The sequence below is a fragment of the Alteromonas sp. ABE4_545 genome (genome assembly GCF_056161325.1).
Genome location: NZ_JBSWYY010000004.1, coordinates 80,791 through 94,818, shown reverse-complemented (window position 1 = coordinate 94,818; position 14,028 = coordinate 80,791). Strand labels below are relative to the sequence as shown.

At 45.4% G+C, this 14,028-nt stretch carries 13 protein-coding genes; 7 read left to right on the top strand and 6 right to left on the bottom strand.

Features of this window, described 5'->3' with window-relative positions; genetic code table 11:
* Positions 1-10: 10 nt before the first annotated feature.
* Both oadA and ACXAH6_RS05565 read left to right on the top strand, forming a co-directional pair.
* Complete coding sequence (gene oadA / locus ACXAH6_RS05570; protein ID WP_474875654.1) at positions 11-1,789, top strand: sodium-extruding oxaloacetate decarboxylase subunit alpha; 1,779 nt, start codon at positions 11-13, stop codon at positions 1,787-1,789.
* 4 nt (positions 1,790-1,793) lie between these two features.
* Positions 1,794-2,924: a sodium ion-translocating decarboxylase subunit beta gene (locus tag ACXAH6_RS05565; protein WP_474875653.1), complete on the top strand. Its 1,131-nt coding sequence runs from the start codon at positions 1,794-1,796 to the stop codon at positions 2,922-2,924.
* 68 nt (positions 2,925-2,992) lie between these two features.
* On the opposite strand, the gene ACXAH6_RS05560 is transcribed toward ACXAH6_RS05565, so the two are convergent.
* From ACXAH6_RS05560 to pspF, 6 genes are read right to left on the bottom strand one after another with little or no spacing between them, the layout of a single operon-like run.
* On the bottom strand, positions 2,993-3,802 hold the full coding sequence (locus ACXAH6_RS05560) for an ATP-binding cassette domain-containing protein (protein ID WP_474875652.1): 810 nt from the start codon (positions 3,800-3,802) through the stop codon (positions 2,993-2,995).
* Entirely contained in the window at positions 3,799-4,794 is a 996-nt protein-coding gene (locus tag ACXAH6_RS05555) for an oligopeptide/dipeptide ABC transporter ATP-binding protein (RefSeq protein WP_474875651.1), read from the bottom strand. Before ACXAH6_RS05555 ends, ACXAH6_RS05560 begins: the two co-directional genes overlap by 4 nt.
* The gene (locus ACXAH6_RS05550; RefSeq protein ID WP_474875650.1) at positions 4,794-5,687 is read right to left on the bottom strand and encodes an ABC transporter permease subunit; all 894 of its coding nucleotides are present in this window, start codon (positions 5,685-5,687) and stop codon (positions 4,794-4,796) included. The genes ACXAH6_RS05555 and ACXAH6_RS05550 overlap by 1 nt, the downstream gene beginning before the upstream one ends.
* Positions 5,674-6,705 carry an ABC transporter permease subunit gene (locus ACXAH6_RS05545; RefSeq protein WP_474875649.1) on the bottom strand — a complete coding sequence of 344 codons (1,032 nt, stop codon included), beginning with the start codon at positions 6,703-6,705 and terminating at the stop codon, positions 5,674-5,676. Before ACXAH6_RS05545 ends, ACXAH6_RS05550 begins: the two co-directional genes overlap by 14 nt.
* Entirely contained in the window at positions 6,702-8,321 is a 1,620-nt protein-coding gene (locus ACXAH6_RS05540; protein ID WP_474875648.1) for an ABC transporter substrate-binding protein, read from the bottom strand. Before ACXAH6_RS05540 ends, ACXAH6_RS05545 begins: the two co-directional genes overlap by 4 nt.
* A gap of 6 nt (positions 8,322-8,327) precedes the next feature.
* Positions 8,328-9,449 carry a phage shock protein operon transcriptional activator gene (gene pspF, locus ACXAH6_RS05535; RefSeq protein WP_474875647.1) on the bottom strand — a complete coding sequence of 374 codons (1,122 nt, stop codon included), beginning with the start codon at positions 9,447-9,449 and terminating at the stop codon, positions 8,328-8,330.
* 198 nt (positions 9,450-9,647) lie between these two features.
* Between pspF and pspA the strand changes: the two genes are divergently transcribed.
* From pspA to tyrR, 5 genes are all read left to right on the top strand, one after another.
* Positions 9,648-10,319, top strand: coding sequence for a phage shock protein PspA (gene pspA, locus ACXAH6_RS05530; RefSeq protein WP_474875646.1), 672 nt, complete (start codon positions 9,648-9,650; stop codon positions 10,317-10,319).
* 87 nt (positions 10,320-10,406) lie between these two features.
* Positions 10,407-10,646, top strand: a complete 240-nt coding sequence (gene pspB / locus ACXAH6_RS05525) for an envelope stress response membrane protein PspB (RefSeq protein WP_474875645.1) — start codon at positions 10,407-10,409, stop codon at positions 10,644-10,646.
* Positions 10,643-11,104, top strand: coding sequence for an envelope stress response membrane protein PspC (gene pspC / locus ACXAH6_RS05520; protein ID WP_474875644.1), 462 nt, complete (start codon positions 10,643-10,645; stop codon positions 11,102-11,104). Before pspB ends, pspC begins: the two co-directional genes overlap by 4 nt.
* A 218-nt stretch (positions 11,105-11,322) precedes the next feature.
* A complete protein-coding gene (phhA, locus tag ACXAH6_RS05515; RefSeq protein WP_474875643.1) occupies positions 11,323-12,120 on the top strand; it encodes a phenylalanine 4-monooxygenase in 798 nt (265 codons plus the stop codon).
* A 202-nt stretch (positions 12,121-12,322) separates the two neighbouring features.
* Positions 12,323-13,879 (top strand): transcriptional regulator TyrR, encoded by a 1,557-nt coding sequence (tyrR, locus tag ACXAH6_RS05510; RefSeq protein ID WP_474875642.1) that lies wholly within the window; start codon positions 12,323-12,325, stop codon positions 13,877-13,879.
* The last annotated feature ends 149 nt before the right edge of the window (positions 13,880-14,028 follow it).

Genomic DNA, 14,028 nt, shown 5'->3' with positions numbered 1-14,028 from the left:
AGGAGTTACCATGTCAAAACCACTGGCGATTACCGAGCTGGTATTGCGTGATGCCCATCAGTCGTTGTTCGCAACCAGAATGCGCATTGAAGATATGCTGCCTATGGCAGAAAAGCTGGATGAAGCAGGTTTCTGGTCAATTGAATCATGGGGTGGTGCGACCTTTGACAGTTGTATTCGTTATCTAGGAGAAGATCCTTGGGAACGAATTCGCTTACTTAAACAGGCTATGCCTAAAACTAAGCAGCAAATGTTACTGCGTGGCCAAAATTTACTAGGTTATCGCCACTATGCCGATGATGTGGTGACCCGCTTTGTAGAGCGCGCTCACGATAATGGCGTTGATGTATTTCGTATATTCGATGCAATGAATGACGTGCGTAACCTAGAAACCGCCGTAAAAGCCACCATTGGCTGTGGCGGTCACGCGCAGGGTACTATTTCTTACACGGTTAGCCCTGTCCATAACATCTCACTTTGGGTTGATATGGCTAAAAAGTTAGAAGATATGGGCGTGGATTCTATCTGTATCAAAGATATGGCTGGCCTGCTTAAGCCTTACGAGTGTGAAGCGCTGGTAACGCAAATTAAAGCATCGGTCGAGGTGCCATTGGCAATGCAGTGCCACGCAACAACAGGTTTGAGCACAGCTACGTACCAAAAAGCCATTGATGCGGGCATTGATATGCTCGATACCGCAATTTCGCCGATGAGTATGACCTATGGCCATACAGCCACTGAAACCATTGTATCGATTCTAGAGGGCACAGATCGCGATACTGGCATTTCTCTGCCAGAGCTTGAGCCTATCGCCACTCATTTCCGTGATGTACGCAAGAAATACGCTAAGTTTGAAGGCAGCCTTAAAGGGGTTGATGCCCGTATTTTGCTAGCGCAGGTGCCAGGCGGCATGTTGACGAATATGGAAAATCAGCTTCGTGAGCAGGGAGCTGAAGATAAGCTTGATGCCGTTCTACAAGAAATACCGCGAGTGCGTGAAGACTTGGGCTTTATTCCTCTAGTTACACCAACGTCGCAGATTGTTGGGTCGCAGTCGGTACTGAATGTGTTAACCGGTGAGCGTTACAAAAGCATCACCAAAGAAACCGCAGGGGTATTGAAAGGCGAATATGGCGCCACTGCAGCACCAGTGAATGCTGAGCTACAACAGCGCGTGCTTGATGGTGCCGAGCCTGTTACTTGCCGTCCTGCAGACAACATTGCGCCTGAACTGGAAAAGTTAACGGAAGAGTTGGCCGCTTTAGCCGCGGAAAAAGGCATCGAGTTGGCTGATGAAAAAGTGGATGATGTGCTCACGTATGCATTGTTCCCCCAAGTAGGTCTCAAGTTTCTTGAAAACCGGGGTAACCCCGACGCTTTCGAGCCAGCTCCGGGTAATGAGCTTGCTGTTGCGCCAGCTACAGCCCCTGCGGCAGCGAGTAGTGGCGCAGCAGTTTATGATGTGCGTGTAGACGGTAAAGTATACAGTGTAGAGGTAGGGGCCAGTGGTGAACTTGGTGCGATTACCCCTCAACCAGTAGCGTCTACATCGCCAGCAACAGCTCCTTCCGATATGGTAAGTACGGTGAATGCGCCATTAGCAGGAACGGTTTTTAAAGTCCTTGTTAGTCCTGGTGAACGTGTTGCTAATGGTGATGTGGTCATGATTTTAGAAGCGATGAAGATGGAAACTGAGATTCGTGCTGCGGTCGAAGGAACGGTTAGTGCTGTTCTGGCTAATGAAGGTGAAGCAGTGACCAGTGGCCAAGCATTGATAGAGTTGAGTTAAGTTTATGGAAAAACTTGAGATTTTGTGGGACAGCACTGCGCTGGCTCACTTTGAATCTGGCCAACTTATCATGATGGCAGTAGGGCTGTTATTGCTCTATTTAGCCATTGTAAAAAAGTTTGAGCCGTTATTACTGTTTCCTATTGGGTTTGGTGCCTTACTAACTAATATCCCTTTAGCGGGCTTTTCCGAGGCAGGAGGCTTGCTGTATTACATTTATAAGGTGGGCATAGATACAGGTGTGTTCCCGCTATTGATCTTCATGGGGGTAGGGGCGATGACCGACTTTGGCGCGCTTATCGCTAACCCTCGTATGCTTTTATTGGGAGCCGCGGCACAATTTGGTATTTTTGCTACCTTGTTTGGTGCGATAGCACTGAATTTTGTACCTGGGTTTGAGTTTTCTTTAAAAGATGCGTCAGCTATCGCCATTATTGGTGGTGCCGATGGCCCAACCGCGATTTTCCTTGCATCGCGTTTAGCGCCAGATCTATTGGGCGCTATTGCGGTTGCGGCTTATTCCTATATGGCGTTGGTCCCTATTATCCAACCTCCCATTATGAAAGCACTCACCAATGAAGAAGAGCGCAAGATCGAAATGGCCCAACTACGTCACGTATCGCGCAAAGAAAAGATATTGTTTCCGCTCGCGGTATTGTTGCTCACCATTTTGTTTTTACCTTCAGCAACGCCTCTCGTTGGTATGTTTTGCTTCGGTAATTTAATGAAAGAGTGTGGTGTGGTAGACAGGCTAAGTAAAACGGCGCAAAACGAACTTATTAATATTGTGACAATATTTCTTGGCTTGGCGGTGGGCTCTAAACTTTCGGCCGATAAGTTTCTTACGGTAGAAACACTTGGGATTCTTGGTTTAGGTGCTATTGCATTTGCAATCGGAACAGCCGCAGGCGTGTTGATGGCGAAATTGTTGAACAAGCTGTCTGGCGGTGGGATAAATCCACTTATTGGCGCAGCAGGTGTGTCTGCGGTGCCTATGGCGGCTAGGGTGGTTAACAAGGTTGGCTTGGCATCCAATCCACACAATTTCTTGCTTATGCATGCAATGGGGCCAAATGTGGCAGGAGTACTTGGCTCGGCGGTCGCGGCCGGTATTTTGTTGGCGCTTGTTGGTTAAGTAAGACGTTTCGCAAACAGAAAACCCCTGGCTTTTGGCTAGGGGTTTTTACTATGTAAGGATATAAATTAGCTTAAGCCGTTCTTTTGAGGGACTAAAGAATGGTATCCCATGATTAGCTTTTTCGTTAACTCGTGTTGAGGCCAACGGAATATCGTTTCAGTTTTCCCCGATTCTACAATTTGACCATCGTTCATGACGATCACGCGGTCAGCAATGTGCCTGACAATACCCAAGTTATGTGAAATAAAAATAAATGCCATGCCCATCTCTTGCTGTACCTTCAATATCAAATTAACGGTTTGCGAGCGAATGGTGGGGTCGAGGGCCGCGAATGGTTCGTCTGCAACCAATACTTTGGGGTTGAGCATAATGGCTCTGGCAAGCGAAACCCGCTGCTGCTGACCATCAGACAGCATATGACGATAAAAATGGTAATGTTCTCGCAACAATCCAACTTTCACCAAGGTCTCTAAAATTAAGCTATTGCGCTCATTCTGAGAAAGCGAGGTATTGAGGCGAAGAGGTTCATCCAGTATTTGTCCTACGGGAATCCCAGGGTTCATCGACTCACTGCTGTGTTGGAAAATCATGCGAATAGCTTGATTGCGTTTGACGCTTTGTGACTTGTCATAACGCGATAACGCATTGGTGGTTTCGCCGAGAGTAATGGTGCCTGAATCGGCATTAATCGCACCGACGAGTAATTTGGCGAGCAGCGATTTTCCAGAGCGGTTTTCACCAATGATCGCCACGGTTTCACCCTTTACAATGGTTAAGTTTACCGGTCCAAGGGTAAACGGCTCCGATTGCTTGCCCCATTTCTTCGTTTGCTCGCGATGATACGTTAAGGTCTCAACCTTCAATACATCGGTCATAACTTCTCCATATGCAGCGGAAAGTGACAACTGTAGTTATGATCATGCACTTTGCGTACTGCCGGTACGCTCACGCACGCACGCTGAGCTCTAGGGCAACGCGGGCCAAGCCTACAGCCAATCGGCAAGTGTTGTAACGTAGGAATTGTGCCCGGTAGTGTTGGTAGTTTAGATTTTGGCAGTAGGTCTTTTCTGAAGCTTGGGGCGCTGTCCATGAGAGCCTTGGTATAAGGGTGGAGCGGCCGTTTACGAATATGTTTCATTTTCCCAGATTCAACCGTTTGCCCACAATAGAGAACCGTCATGGTATCGGCCATGCTGGCAATTGCCAGTAAGTCATGACTTACAAACAAAATGGCGAGTGAGCGAGTTTGATTGAGCCGCGATAAAAACTTTAACACCTGGGTTTTTGTTGTGGTTTCCATCCCTCGGGTTGGGTCGTCGGCAATCAGAAGCTTAGGCTGTGAAACAAGCGCCATCGCCATGGTGATCCTCTGGCCAATATCCGTGGTAATCTGATGGGGAAACGCATTTAAGTATTTTTGATGATTTTTAATGCCCACTTTATGTAACGTGTTGATCGCTGCTTGTCGCCGAAATTGCCCGCGTTGCCAAAACCATTTCCCTTCCACGAGTTCGTCGGGAATACTCTCTTCAAGTTGTTCTATTAGCGTGGCTGACGGGTCTAATGACGCGATAGCATGCTGAAATACCACACCTATGTCTCTGCGCATGATTTGCCGGCGTTCTTCATTCGACATAGACAGCATATTGTTGCCATCCCAGCTCATACGATCGGCGGTGAGAAGCCAGTTTTCGGGTAAAGAGCCCGAAATGGCTGACACAATCAGGCTTTTTCCTGAACCTGATTCACCAACGAGCGCTCGGATTTCACCGTTGTTCACAGTTAAGTTTATTTTATCAAGCGCTTTGATGACGCGGGTGCCCGTGTCGATTTCTAGCGTTAGGTTTTTAATATCGAGCATTGGCATTAGCGGATTAACCTCTTTCTCAATGCAGAACGCAGCCCATCACCTACTAAGGTGATTGACAGTACCATCATGAAAATAGATAACCCTGGTAGCGCTACATTCCAAGGAGCCAAATAAGCCACATCTAATCCGGCGGCAAGAATAGCGCCAAGTTCAGGAAGCGGTGGTTGTGCGCCAAGGTTTAAGAAACCAAGTGCACTAATATCAATAACCGCTATTGAAAGCGCCAAAGTGCCTTGCACCACCAACATTTCAATCATATTGGGTAAAATGGAATGAATAAACAGTTGCCAATAATTCGCACCATCTAACAAGGATGCCTGAATATAATCTTTGCTCATTTCGTCGCGAACAAACGTACGTGAGTGATGAACAAATTGCGGGATGAGGGCTAACGTAATAGCCCACATACTGTTCACTAAGCCAGTACCTAATATGGCGACGATAATAATGGCGATTAAAAGTGTTGGAATTGCCATTAAGGCGTCGAGTAAGTGATTTAACACACTGGATCGCACACCACTGGTCATCCCAGCAACACTGCCAATCGCAACACCTACTGCCATGGCAATAATAACCAGTAGAATACTGGTACCAAATGTCACACGACAGCCATAAATAATACGAGAGAAGAGATCTCGCCCCAATGAATCTGTACCAAATAAATGGCTAATGTCGCCGTTGATTTCCCAACTTGGCGGGATTAAGAATGCATTGGTGTTTTGTTGGAGAGGGTCGTAAGGCGCGACTAACGGAGCAAACAGTGCAAAAAACAAAAACAGCATCAATATTGCTAGCGCTAATAGGGCGATATGGCTTTCTTTAAATTCACGCCAGGTCTGTTGCCAAGGGGAAGGATGAAACTCTTCCTGATATAAACTAAATCGTGGCACTTTCGAACCTCTCTCGACTTGGATCGATAAGTCGGTTGAATAAATCAACCGTGATAGTCAGGAACACCACCAAACTTGAAACAGCTAACATTCCTACGCGTAAGGCTGGGTAATCCCTTTGATAAATGGCTTGAATTAACCAATTGCCAATACCCGGCCATGAGAACAAGGTTTCTACGATTAACGCATTGGTGATCAATGTGGTTATAAGCATAGCCATTAAGGGTAAAACAGGCAGCAAGGCATTGCGCAATATGTGGCGGTAAAAAATCTGCCACGATGACAAGCCTTTGGACCGTGCGGCAGCGATATATGGTCTGTGTACCACATCAATAATAGAGCGTCTTACAATACGAACCATACTCGCAGTAGAAATAACCGCAATTGATAAGGTCGGCAGTATTAAATGGCTAACTGCATCTCTAAAGGCCAAGCTTTTATCGACGCTGTCTTGCAGATAAATATCAAACAGAATAAAGCCGGTCTCGTAAGGAATGTCGAATAGCAAACTTATTCGACCTGACAACGGCATCCAGCCCAAATCTAAGCTCAGTGACATGATAAACACAAGGGCCAGCCAGTACACGGGGAACGAATAGCAGATAACGCTGGTTGCATTAATCGTAGCGTCGGCGGCAGAATAGGCTCTTAGCCCAGCATAGCAACCTAGTGGTATGCCTACCACTAGCGTAATAAACATAGCATACGCGCTTAACTCAATGGTTGCAGGTAAGGCGACAAGTATTTCTTCTTTCAGCGGCTGCCCTGAGATAAAACTGTAACCCCAGTTCCCCTCCCACAGTTGCGTTAGGTAATGCCAAAACTGCGCAAAATAAGATTGGTCGAGTTTATACTGAGCTTCTAGCGCGAGTTGCTGCGCATCATTTTGTGGCACTAGCCCACTGAGGTTTGTTAGTACTTCACCGGGAAATAAGTAAGCCAATGTGTACGACAAGCCGGTTAAAATAAGCAAGGTAGCCACAAACAGCACTGTGTATCTAAGTACAATACTTATCATAGCGTTTTCACTACTCCCCCAAAGCGCACACCGCCGTACGGATTAATGGTTAAACCCGATAAATTAGTGCGAAAGGCCTGATAACGATAGGCATGAGCAATTGGCACTAACGGTAATTTCTCGTAAAGCAATCGGTTAGCTTGTGCGTAGAGCAGGCGTCGTTTATCTAAATCTTCCGTTTCTATAGCTTGGTTTAATATGTCGTCATAGTCAGTGTTGCACCATCGTGCACGATTGGTCCCAGAGGGAATCGCATCGCAACTGAGCAATGGACGGTAGAAATTATCCGGGTCGCCGTTATCGGCCGACCAGCCGATCAACACGGAGTCATGCTTTCCTTCTCTGAGATCTCGGCGGAATGTGGTCCAGTCATAGGTCACAATATTCACCTGAATATCCACATCGGCTAAATACCGCTGAATAAGTTCTGCCATTCGGGTGGCATTGGGGTTGTATGACCGTGCTACTGGCATAGCCCAAATTGTCATGGTGAAGCCTGGCGGCACGCCTGCATCATCGAGTAATTTACGCGCAAGTACGGGGTTATAAGCAGTGTCATCGGCGTCGTTTTGATAAGCCCAGCTGGCCGCAGGCAACAGCGTTTTTGCTCTGGTCGCACTGTCAAAGTAGACGGCTTCGAGTAAGGTGTTTTTATCAATGGCAAAGGCTAATGCGCGGCGCACATCAGGGTTGTTGAGCGGTGGTACTTCAGTATTAAAGGCCCAATATCCGATATTTAACCCAGGCTTTTCTGCCAGGGTTAAATCTTCACGTTCTCGTATAATATCTAACTGGGTTTGAGAAGGCAGTGCCATTGCATCACATTCACCCGTCATTAGTTTTGCTAAACGCAATGAACTCTTCGGTGTGATATCAAAGATCAACGTTTCTACACTGTCGTCGTGCTTCCAGTAATTTTTGTGTTTTTCGTAGCGAATGTAGTGGTCTTTTAAATAGCTGTGAAAAATAAAGGGGCCAGTACCAATGGGAAGTTCGTCAATTTGGTCTGGAATGCCTAAATTCATCAAGGTGTCAGCGTACTCGGCTGATAAAATCACAGAAAAGTCACTGGCTAAATTGGCCAAAAATGAGCTGTCTCTTTGTTTTAATACGATTTCGACACGGTAACCGTTCACTCGCTCAACGCTGGCGATATTTTCAGCAATACCTAAGCTGTCGAAATAGGGATAACGGCCACCCGATACGTAATGATAGGGGTGATCGATTTCACGCCAGCGGTTAATGCTGAATAAGACATCATCGGCGTTAAAAAGGCGAGTCGGGGTAAAATAAGGGGTATGGTGGAAGGCTACCCCTTTTTGTAGTTGGAAAACATAATGTAAACCGTCTTCACTCACCGACCAGCTTTCGGCTAATGCCGGAATAATCTTACCGCTATCAATATCAAAATCGAGTAGGCGATCGTAAATTTGGTGCGCGGTAGCATCGGCGGTTGTGCCCGAAGTATCAAGTTGCGGATTGAATGAAATAGGGTTACTTTCAGAGCAATAAATGATACCTGAGCGATAGACTTCGTCGTCAAGTTTGGGCACACAGCCCGCAATGAATATAGCAATAGCCACAATCAAAGCCGGCAGTACGGCTAACCGTTTCATTTGCGATTATTCCTCTGCACTCGCAGACTCCAGCAAGTTGTATTTTTTCAAGTAACCTCGTAACTGATGGTATGTCAGACTCAGTTTTTCTGCTGTCTTTTTTTGATTAAATTGACTGTCTGCGAGGGCTTGCTGAATCATGTCAATTTCATACAGCTGTGACTTTTCTTTTAAGTCGATAGGGTACACTATTTTTTCTTCGTATTTTACGTTTTGCGTTGAAATGGCATCGTTGGCAGATTCATCTTGGGCAATAACGGTTTCATTTGTACTCGCAGGGCTTGCCGCCTGTTGAGGGCTTGGCGAATAAATACGGTCAGCTGTTTTAATACGGGCCTTGGGACGGAAAGAAGACTCAAAAGGGTCAAGGATAATGTCATGAACTGGGAGGTGAGGATTATTGGTCCGATAAACCGCGCGCTCAACAACGTTTTTGAGTTCACGAATATTACCAGGCCATTCATATTCAAGCAGCGTACGCTTTGCTTTTTCGGTAAAGCCGCTAAATAGCTCCATTTCCAGTTCACGTGCCATGTTAATCGCAAAATTCTCTGCGAGTAACAGTATGTCTTCTTTTCTTTCACGAAGTGGTGGAATGGTGATGACGTCAAAGGCTAACCTGTCGAGAAGGTCTGCTCTGAATTCTCCTGATTCCGCTAAGCTGGGTAGGTCTTCATTAGTGGCGGCAATAAGGCGCACATCAGTTTTAACCGTGCGGCTTCCACCAACGCGTTCAAATTCGCCATATTCAATGACGCGAAGCAATTTTTCTTGTATCAGCCCTGATGTATTGGCCAATTCGTCAAGAAACAAGGTGCCGTTGTGGGCAACTTCAAAGCGGCCTTCGCGTCGTTTGGATGCACCGGTAAAAGCGCCGGCTTCATAACCGAATAATTCGCTTTCAAGTAAGCTCTCGTTTAGCGCAGCACAATTAAGCTTAACGTAGTTTTGATCCCAACGTTGAGACAGGTAATGTAAACGCGCCGCAATTAGCTCTTTCCCTGTTCCACGTTCACCAATGACAAGGACAGGTTTATTCAGTGGCGCTATTTGGCTCACTTGTTCGAGTACTTCTAAAAAGCTGTTTGCTTGCCCTAGTAAGTTGTCTTGTTGACGATATCGACTCATTAATTCCCTCAAAAAGTAGTCAATTCGACCAATTAATAGTGTAGATGAAAATCAAACATGATTCGATAAATAAATGAACAAAATAATTATGTTATTTTTCATTGGGTTACATTGGTTGGGAAGTTGGCAAGCTATTTGTATAACTACCAATAGCGATAATTCACGCTTTTTTATTAACACGAGCTAGAGGTAAAAATTATGGGTATCTTCTCTCGTTTCACAGATATAGTGAACTCAAATATTAATGCATTATTGGATAAGGCAGAAGATCCTGAAAAAATGGTTCGTCTCATTATTCAGGAAATGGAAGATACATTAGTGGAAGTACGCTCTACTTCTGCTAAGACACTTGCCACCAAAAAGGAAATCAGTGCACAAATTGCCAAGTATGAAGGCGAAGCTGATGACTGGCAGGCCAAAGCGGAATTGGCTCTCAGTAAGGAACGCGAAGATTTAGCCCGCGCTGCACTTCAAGAAAAGAAGAAGTGCATCGAAACGGCAGAGGCACTGACCAAGGAATTGGCAGTCGTTGATGAGCAAATTACGAAGCTCCAGGATGAGATTGCACAGCTTCAGGAGAAGTTGTCTGATGCTAAAGCGCGTCAAAAAGCAATTATACTGCGTCAGAAAACCGTAAGTTCTCGTTTAGACGTGAAACGGACATTAGACAGTAGTAAAGTGGATGCGGCAATGGGGCGTTTTGAGCAATATGAGCGCAAAATTGACGACCTAGAGTCACAAGTCGAAGCTTATGATTTGGGTAAAAAATCGTTGAAAGACGAATTTGCAGAATTGGAAGCAGATGACAATATAGACAGCGAACTGGCGGCACTTAAAGCCAAAATGAAATCGAAAGATTCAGATAAATAAGCCAGCATAACGTCAACTAAATAAGTGTATTTTTTATTGCCTGTGTCGACATACCTGTAGCAGGCAATTTTGCAAAGGAGGTACGGTATGGACGAAGATATCGTAGGCATTTTAGTCGCCCCAATTTTTTTGTTTATTATTTTTGTGGCGCCTATATGGTTGATTCTTCATTACCGGAGTAAGAAGCAAGTCAATCAAGGACTCACGGAAGAAGAGCGTGTAACGATGAACCAACTGGCAGAAAAAGCAGAGTTGATGGCTGAGCGCATCGAAACATTGGAAGCGATTTTGGATAGTGAATCTCCTGAATGGAGGAGCAAGGTATGAACCAGCGTCGGGAATTATATCGTGACTCTGAAAACTCGCGTATAGCGGGTGTTTGCGCAGGTATTGCTGAGTATTTTGGACTAGAAGTGTGGCTTGTTCGCATTCTCACCGTAACGGCATTTTTCCTACTCGCGGCACCATTTGTGTTGGTTTCATATATTGCTGCTTGGTTTATTTTAGATAAAAAGCCACAGGGATATGTGCCTGAGTCTTCGGGGCCTGTGGCCTCAGGGCAGAGTTTTGGCAAAGGTTGGAAGAACCAAGCGTCGAATAAGTCGGCCAAAAGCAACCAGAAAGTCGAAATGAAAACCAAAGTTTGGCAAGCGGGAGAGCCGCCCAAACAGGCGTTTCACGACATTCAAAATCAGTTTGCTCAGACTGAGCGACGTTTGAGAAAGATGGAAACCTATGTCACATCTAGGGAATATCAGCTCAATCGAGAAATCAGTCAACTGTAAAAATATCGCGTAATTTAAAAAAGCAGCTAACCAAGCTGCTTTTTTATTGCAGGTAGAAGTGTAAAGCGTGATGTAAAAAAAATGTTACGCGGAATGGGCCGTGTCAACGCCCGATTGCTAGTAAGACTGGTGCGAATGATTACACTAGGGGCGTGTTGAATAAATGGAGAAGCGCTGTCATTCGCAGGGTGATGTAAAAGCGCCAGATAAAATACCCTATGGTTAAAGCCAGCAATTATGAATCAAAAATAGGTGATGAACGAGGTTACATTTCTTGGTCTGAACAAGAGCACGCCAGATGGAATGCGCTATACGACAGGCAGTTGCCACTTGTGCAAGAGAGAGCGTGTAAGGAATACTTACAAGGTATCGATATTTTAGGGTTAGCTGCCGACCGCGTCCCCCAATTACCCGATATCAATCATGTGTTACAAGACTGCACCGGATGGCAAACCGTCGCTGTTCCGGCACTGATAAATTTTAGCGAGTTTTTCAACTTACTCGCCAACAAGCAATTTCCTGTGGCGACTTTCTTACGCAGTCAGGATGACTTTGACTATTTACAAGAGCCTGATATTTTCCATGAAGTATTTGGGCATTGCCCATTATTGACCAACCCCGCTTTTGCTCATTTTACTCATACGTATGGCAAATTGGGTTTAGCGGCGAGTAAAGAAGACAGGGTGGCCCTTGCCAGACTGTATTGGTTTACCGTTGAGTTTGGGTTGGTTATGGAAGGGGACGCATTAAAAATATACGGAGGCGGCATTCTTTCATCACCGGGAGAAACGCGCTATGCGTTAGACAGTGCAGCACCTTCAAGAACGCCATTGGATGTTGTACAAGCATTACGCACGCCTTATCGCATCGATATCATGCAACCTGTTTATTATATTCTTAACGACTTTTCGGCCCTATTTGCCATTGCTGACATGGACATAATGCAGCTGGTAAAAGAGGCGCATCAACTCGGTTTGCTTGCTCCTCAATTCCCGGCGAAGCAAAAAGCGGGCTAATTACAAAACCTGGTTGGGTTTATTACCCATTAAGCTCATTTCGAGGCTAGGGGCGACCCTCGCCTCGACCTATCTTATTTTCCCTTCCTTTAAAAAAGCGAGATAAAGTGAGCAAATCTCACGATTGATGCGTATCAGATATTATTCCTAATTAACGAAAATATGATATTCTGTAAAGGTTGGTTTACATAGTGGGCGGTTTATGCGTTTAGAAATCAGTTGTCAGGATCGATTGGGGATAACACAGGATGTGCTCGACATTTTAGTGGCCCATCAAATTGATTTACGTGGCATTGAAATTGACGAGGTAGGCAAAATCTTCCTCAATTTCCCGAATATTGAATTTGCTGACTTTCAGCATTTGATGCCAAAAATAAGAAGAATAGAAGGTATCGAGGATGTAAAAACAACTCCTTTTATGCCTGCTGAACGAGAGAGAAATCAGTTAACTGCGATCATTCAAACATTACCAGACCCTGTATTTTCAATTGATACGCGAGGTCATTTGCTGATGGTAAATGAATCGGTGAGCAGCGGCTTGGAGTTATCAGCATCCGATTTAGAAGGCCTTGAGATTGGCGATTTTGTGAAAGGCTTTAACTTCAGTCGTTGGCTGGAGAACAATGAGCCTCGGCCATACAGCAGTAAGGTGAAATTTATACAACAAGATTACGTCGCCGACATATTGCCCGTTACTGTGTCTGACGCCGATAAAAAACCGGTACTTGCAGGCGCTGTGGTGATGCTGAAATCAGAGATTCGACTTGGTCAGCAGTTTAATACCTTCCACCAATTGCAAAACGATAGCTTTGACCGGTTTGTTACTGTGTCTGGCGTTATGGCAAAAGCGGTGAAAGACGCCAAGCGCATTGCCGATCTTGACGCCCCCGTACTGATTTTTGGTGAAACGGGTACGGGTAAAGAAATCATTGCGCGAGCTTGTCATCAAGCCAGTCGCCGTGGTGAGCACGAATTCCTAGCCCTCAATTGTGGCGCATTACCTGATAATGTTGCCGAGACCGAATTATTTGGTTACGCAGCAGGGGCATTTAATCAACCTGATGGGAAAGCTGGCCTGTTGGAGCTCGCCGCTGGTGGCACCTTGTTACTTGATGAAGTGGCGGATATGTCGCCTCAGTTGCAAGCCAAATTGTTACGTGTTTTAGAAGATGGTCAATATCGTCGAGTGGGCGATGACAAAGCGTTAGCTGTTGATGTGAGGTTTGTTTGTACGACGAGCCGCGACCTTGGCCAGCTTGTGGAAGATGGCAAGTTCCGCGAAGACCTGTACTATCGTTTAAACGTTTTGACGTTGGTCATGCCGGCATTGCGTGAAAGAAAACCCGACATTTTACCCTTGGCTGAATCCTTTATTTTGCAGCACAGTACTAAGCTAGGGCGTCGTCCTGCCGCATTGAGTAAATCGTGCGTAGATTTCTTGCAGCAATATCCGTGGCCTGGGAATGTGCGACAGTTACAGAATGCGCTCTATCGTGCATTGTCGCTGTTAGATGGCAACGAAATTACCAAAGAAGATATTCAGTTACCTAATTGTACGCCCAATATGACCTACATCGATGAAAACTTTGAAGGTACTTTGGACGAAGAAGTGAAAAAGTTTGAAAAGAACTTATTGAAACGTTTGTACCCAACGTATCCGAGTACTCGTCAACTAGCGAAAAAGCTAGGATTGAGTCACACAGCGATTGCTAATAAGTTGCGGGAATACGGCATTAATAAATCTACCGTTAAACTGTAATCTTTTAAGTTACACTGACAGTTTTTATCGCAGGGCTAATTATTGATAATTGGCCCTTTTTTGTGCCTGAAAGTTGATAGGTTTGCAGTGTAAATATTTAGGTACGCTTTAGCTTTACACCTGTTGATGAGCCTGAGAGCGACTGCGAC

Excerpts from the sequence above, each read along its gene's own strand:
- oadA (WP_474875654.1), top strand. The coding sequence starts at position 11 with ATGTCAAAACCACTGGCGATTACCGAGCTGGTATTGCGTGATGCCCAT.
- ACXAH6_RS05565 (WP_474875653.1), top strand. The coding sequence starts at position 1,794 with ATGGAAAAACTTGAGATTTTGTGGGACAGCACTGCGCTGGCTCACTTT.
- ACXAH6_RS05560 (WP_474875652.1), bottom strand. The coding sequence starts at position 3,802 with ATGACCGATGTATTGAAGGTTGAGACCTTAACGTATCATCGCGAGCAA.
- ACXAH6_RS05555 (WP_474875651.1), bottom strand. The coding sequence starts at position 4,794 with ATGCCAATGCTCGATATTAAAAACCTAACGCTAGAAATCGACACGGGC.
- ACXAH6_RS05545 (WP_474875649.1), bottom strand. The coding sequence starts at position 6,705 with ATGATAAGTATTGTACTTAGATACACAGTGCTGTTTGTGGCTACCTTG.
- ACXAH6_RS05540 (WP_474875648.1), bottom strand. The coding sequence starts at position 8,321 with ATGAAACGGTTAGCCGTACTGCCGGCTTTGATTGTGGCTATTGCTATA.
- pspF (WP_474875647.1), bottom strand. The coding sequence starts at position 9,449 with ATGAGTCGATATCGTCAACAAGACAACTTACTAGGGCAAGCAAACAGC.
- pspA (WP_474875646.1), top strand. The coding sequence starts at position 9,648 with ATGGGTATCTTCTCTCGTTTCACAGATATAGTGAACTCAAATATTAAT.
- pspB (WP_474875645.1), top strand. The coding sequence starts at position 10,407 with ATGGACGAAGATATCGTAGGCATTTTAGTCGCCCCAATTTTTTTGTTT.
- pspC (WP_474875644.1), top strand. The coding sequence starts at position 10,643 with ATGAACCAGCGTCGGGAATTATATCGTGACTCTGAAAACTCGCGTATA.
- phhA (WP_474875643.1), top strand. The coding sequence starts at position 11,323 with ATGGTTAAAGCCAGCAATTATGAATCAAAAATAGGTGATGAACGAGGT.
- tyrR (WP_474875642.1), top strand. The coding sequence starts at position 12,323 with ATGCGTTTAGAAATCAGTTGTCAGGATCGATTGGGGATAACACAGGAT.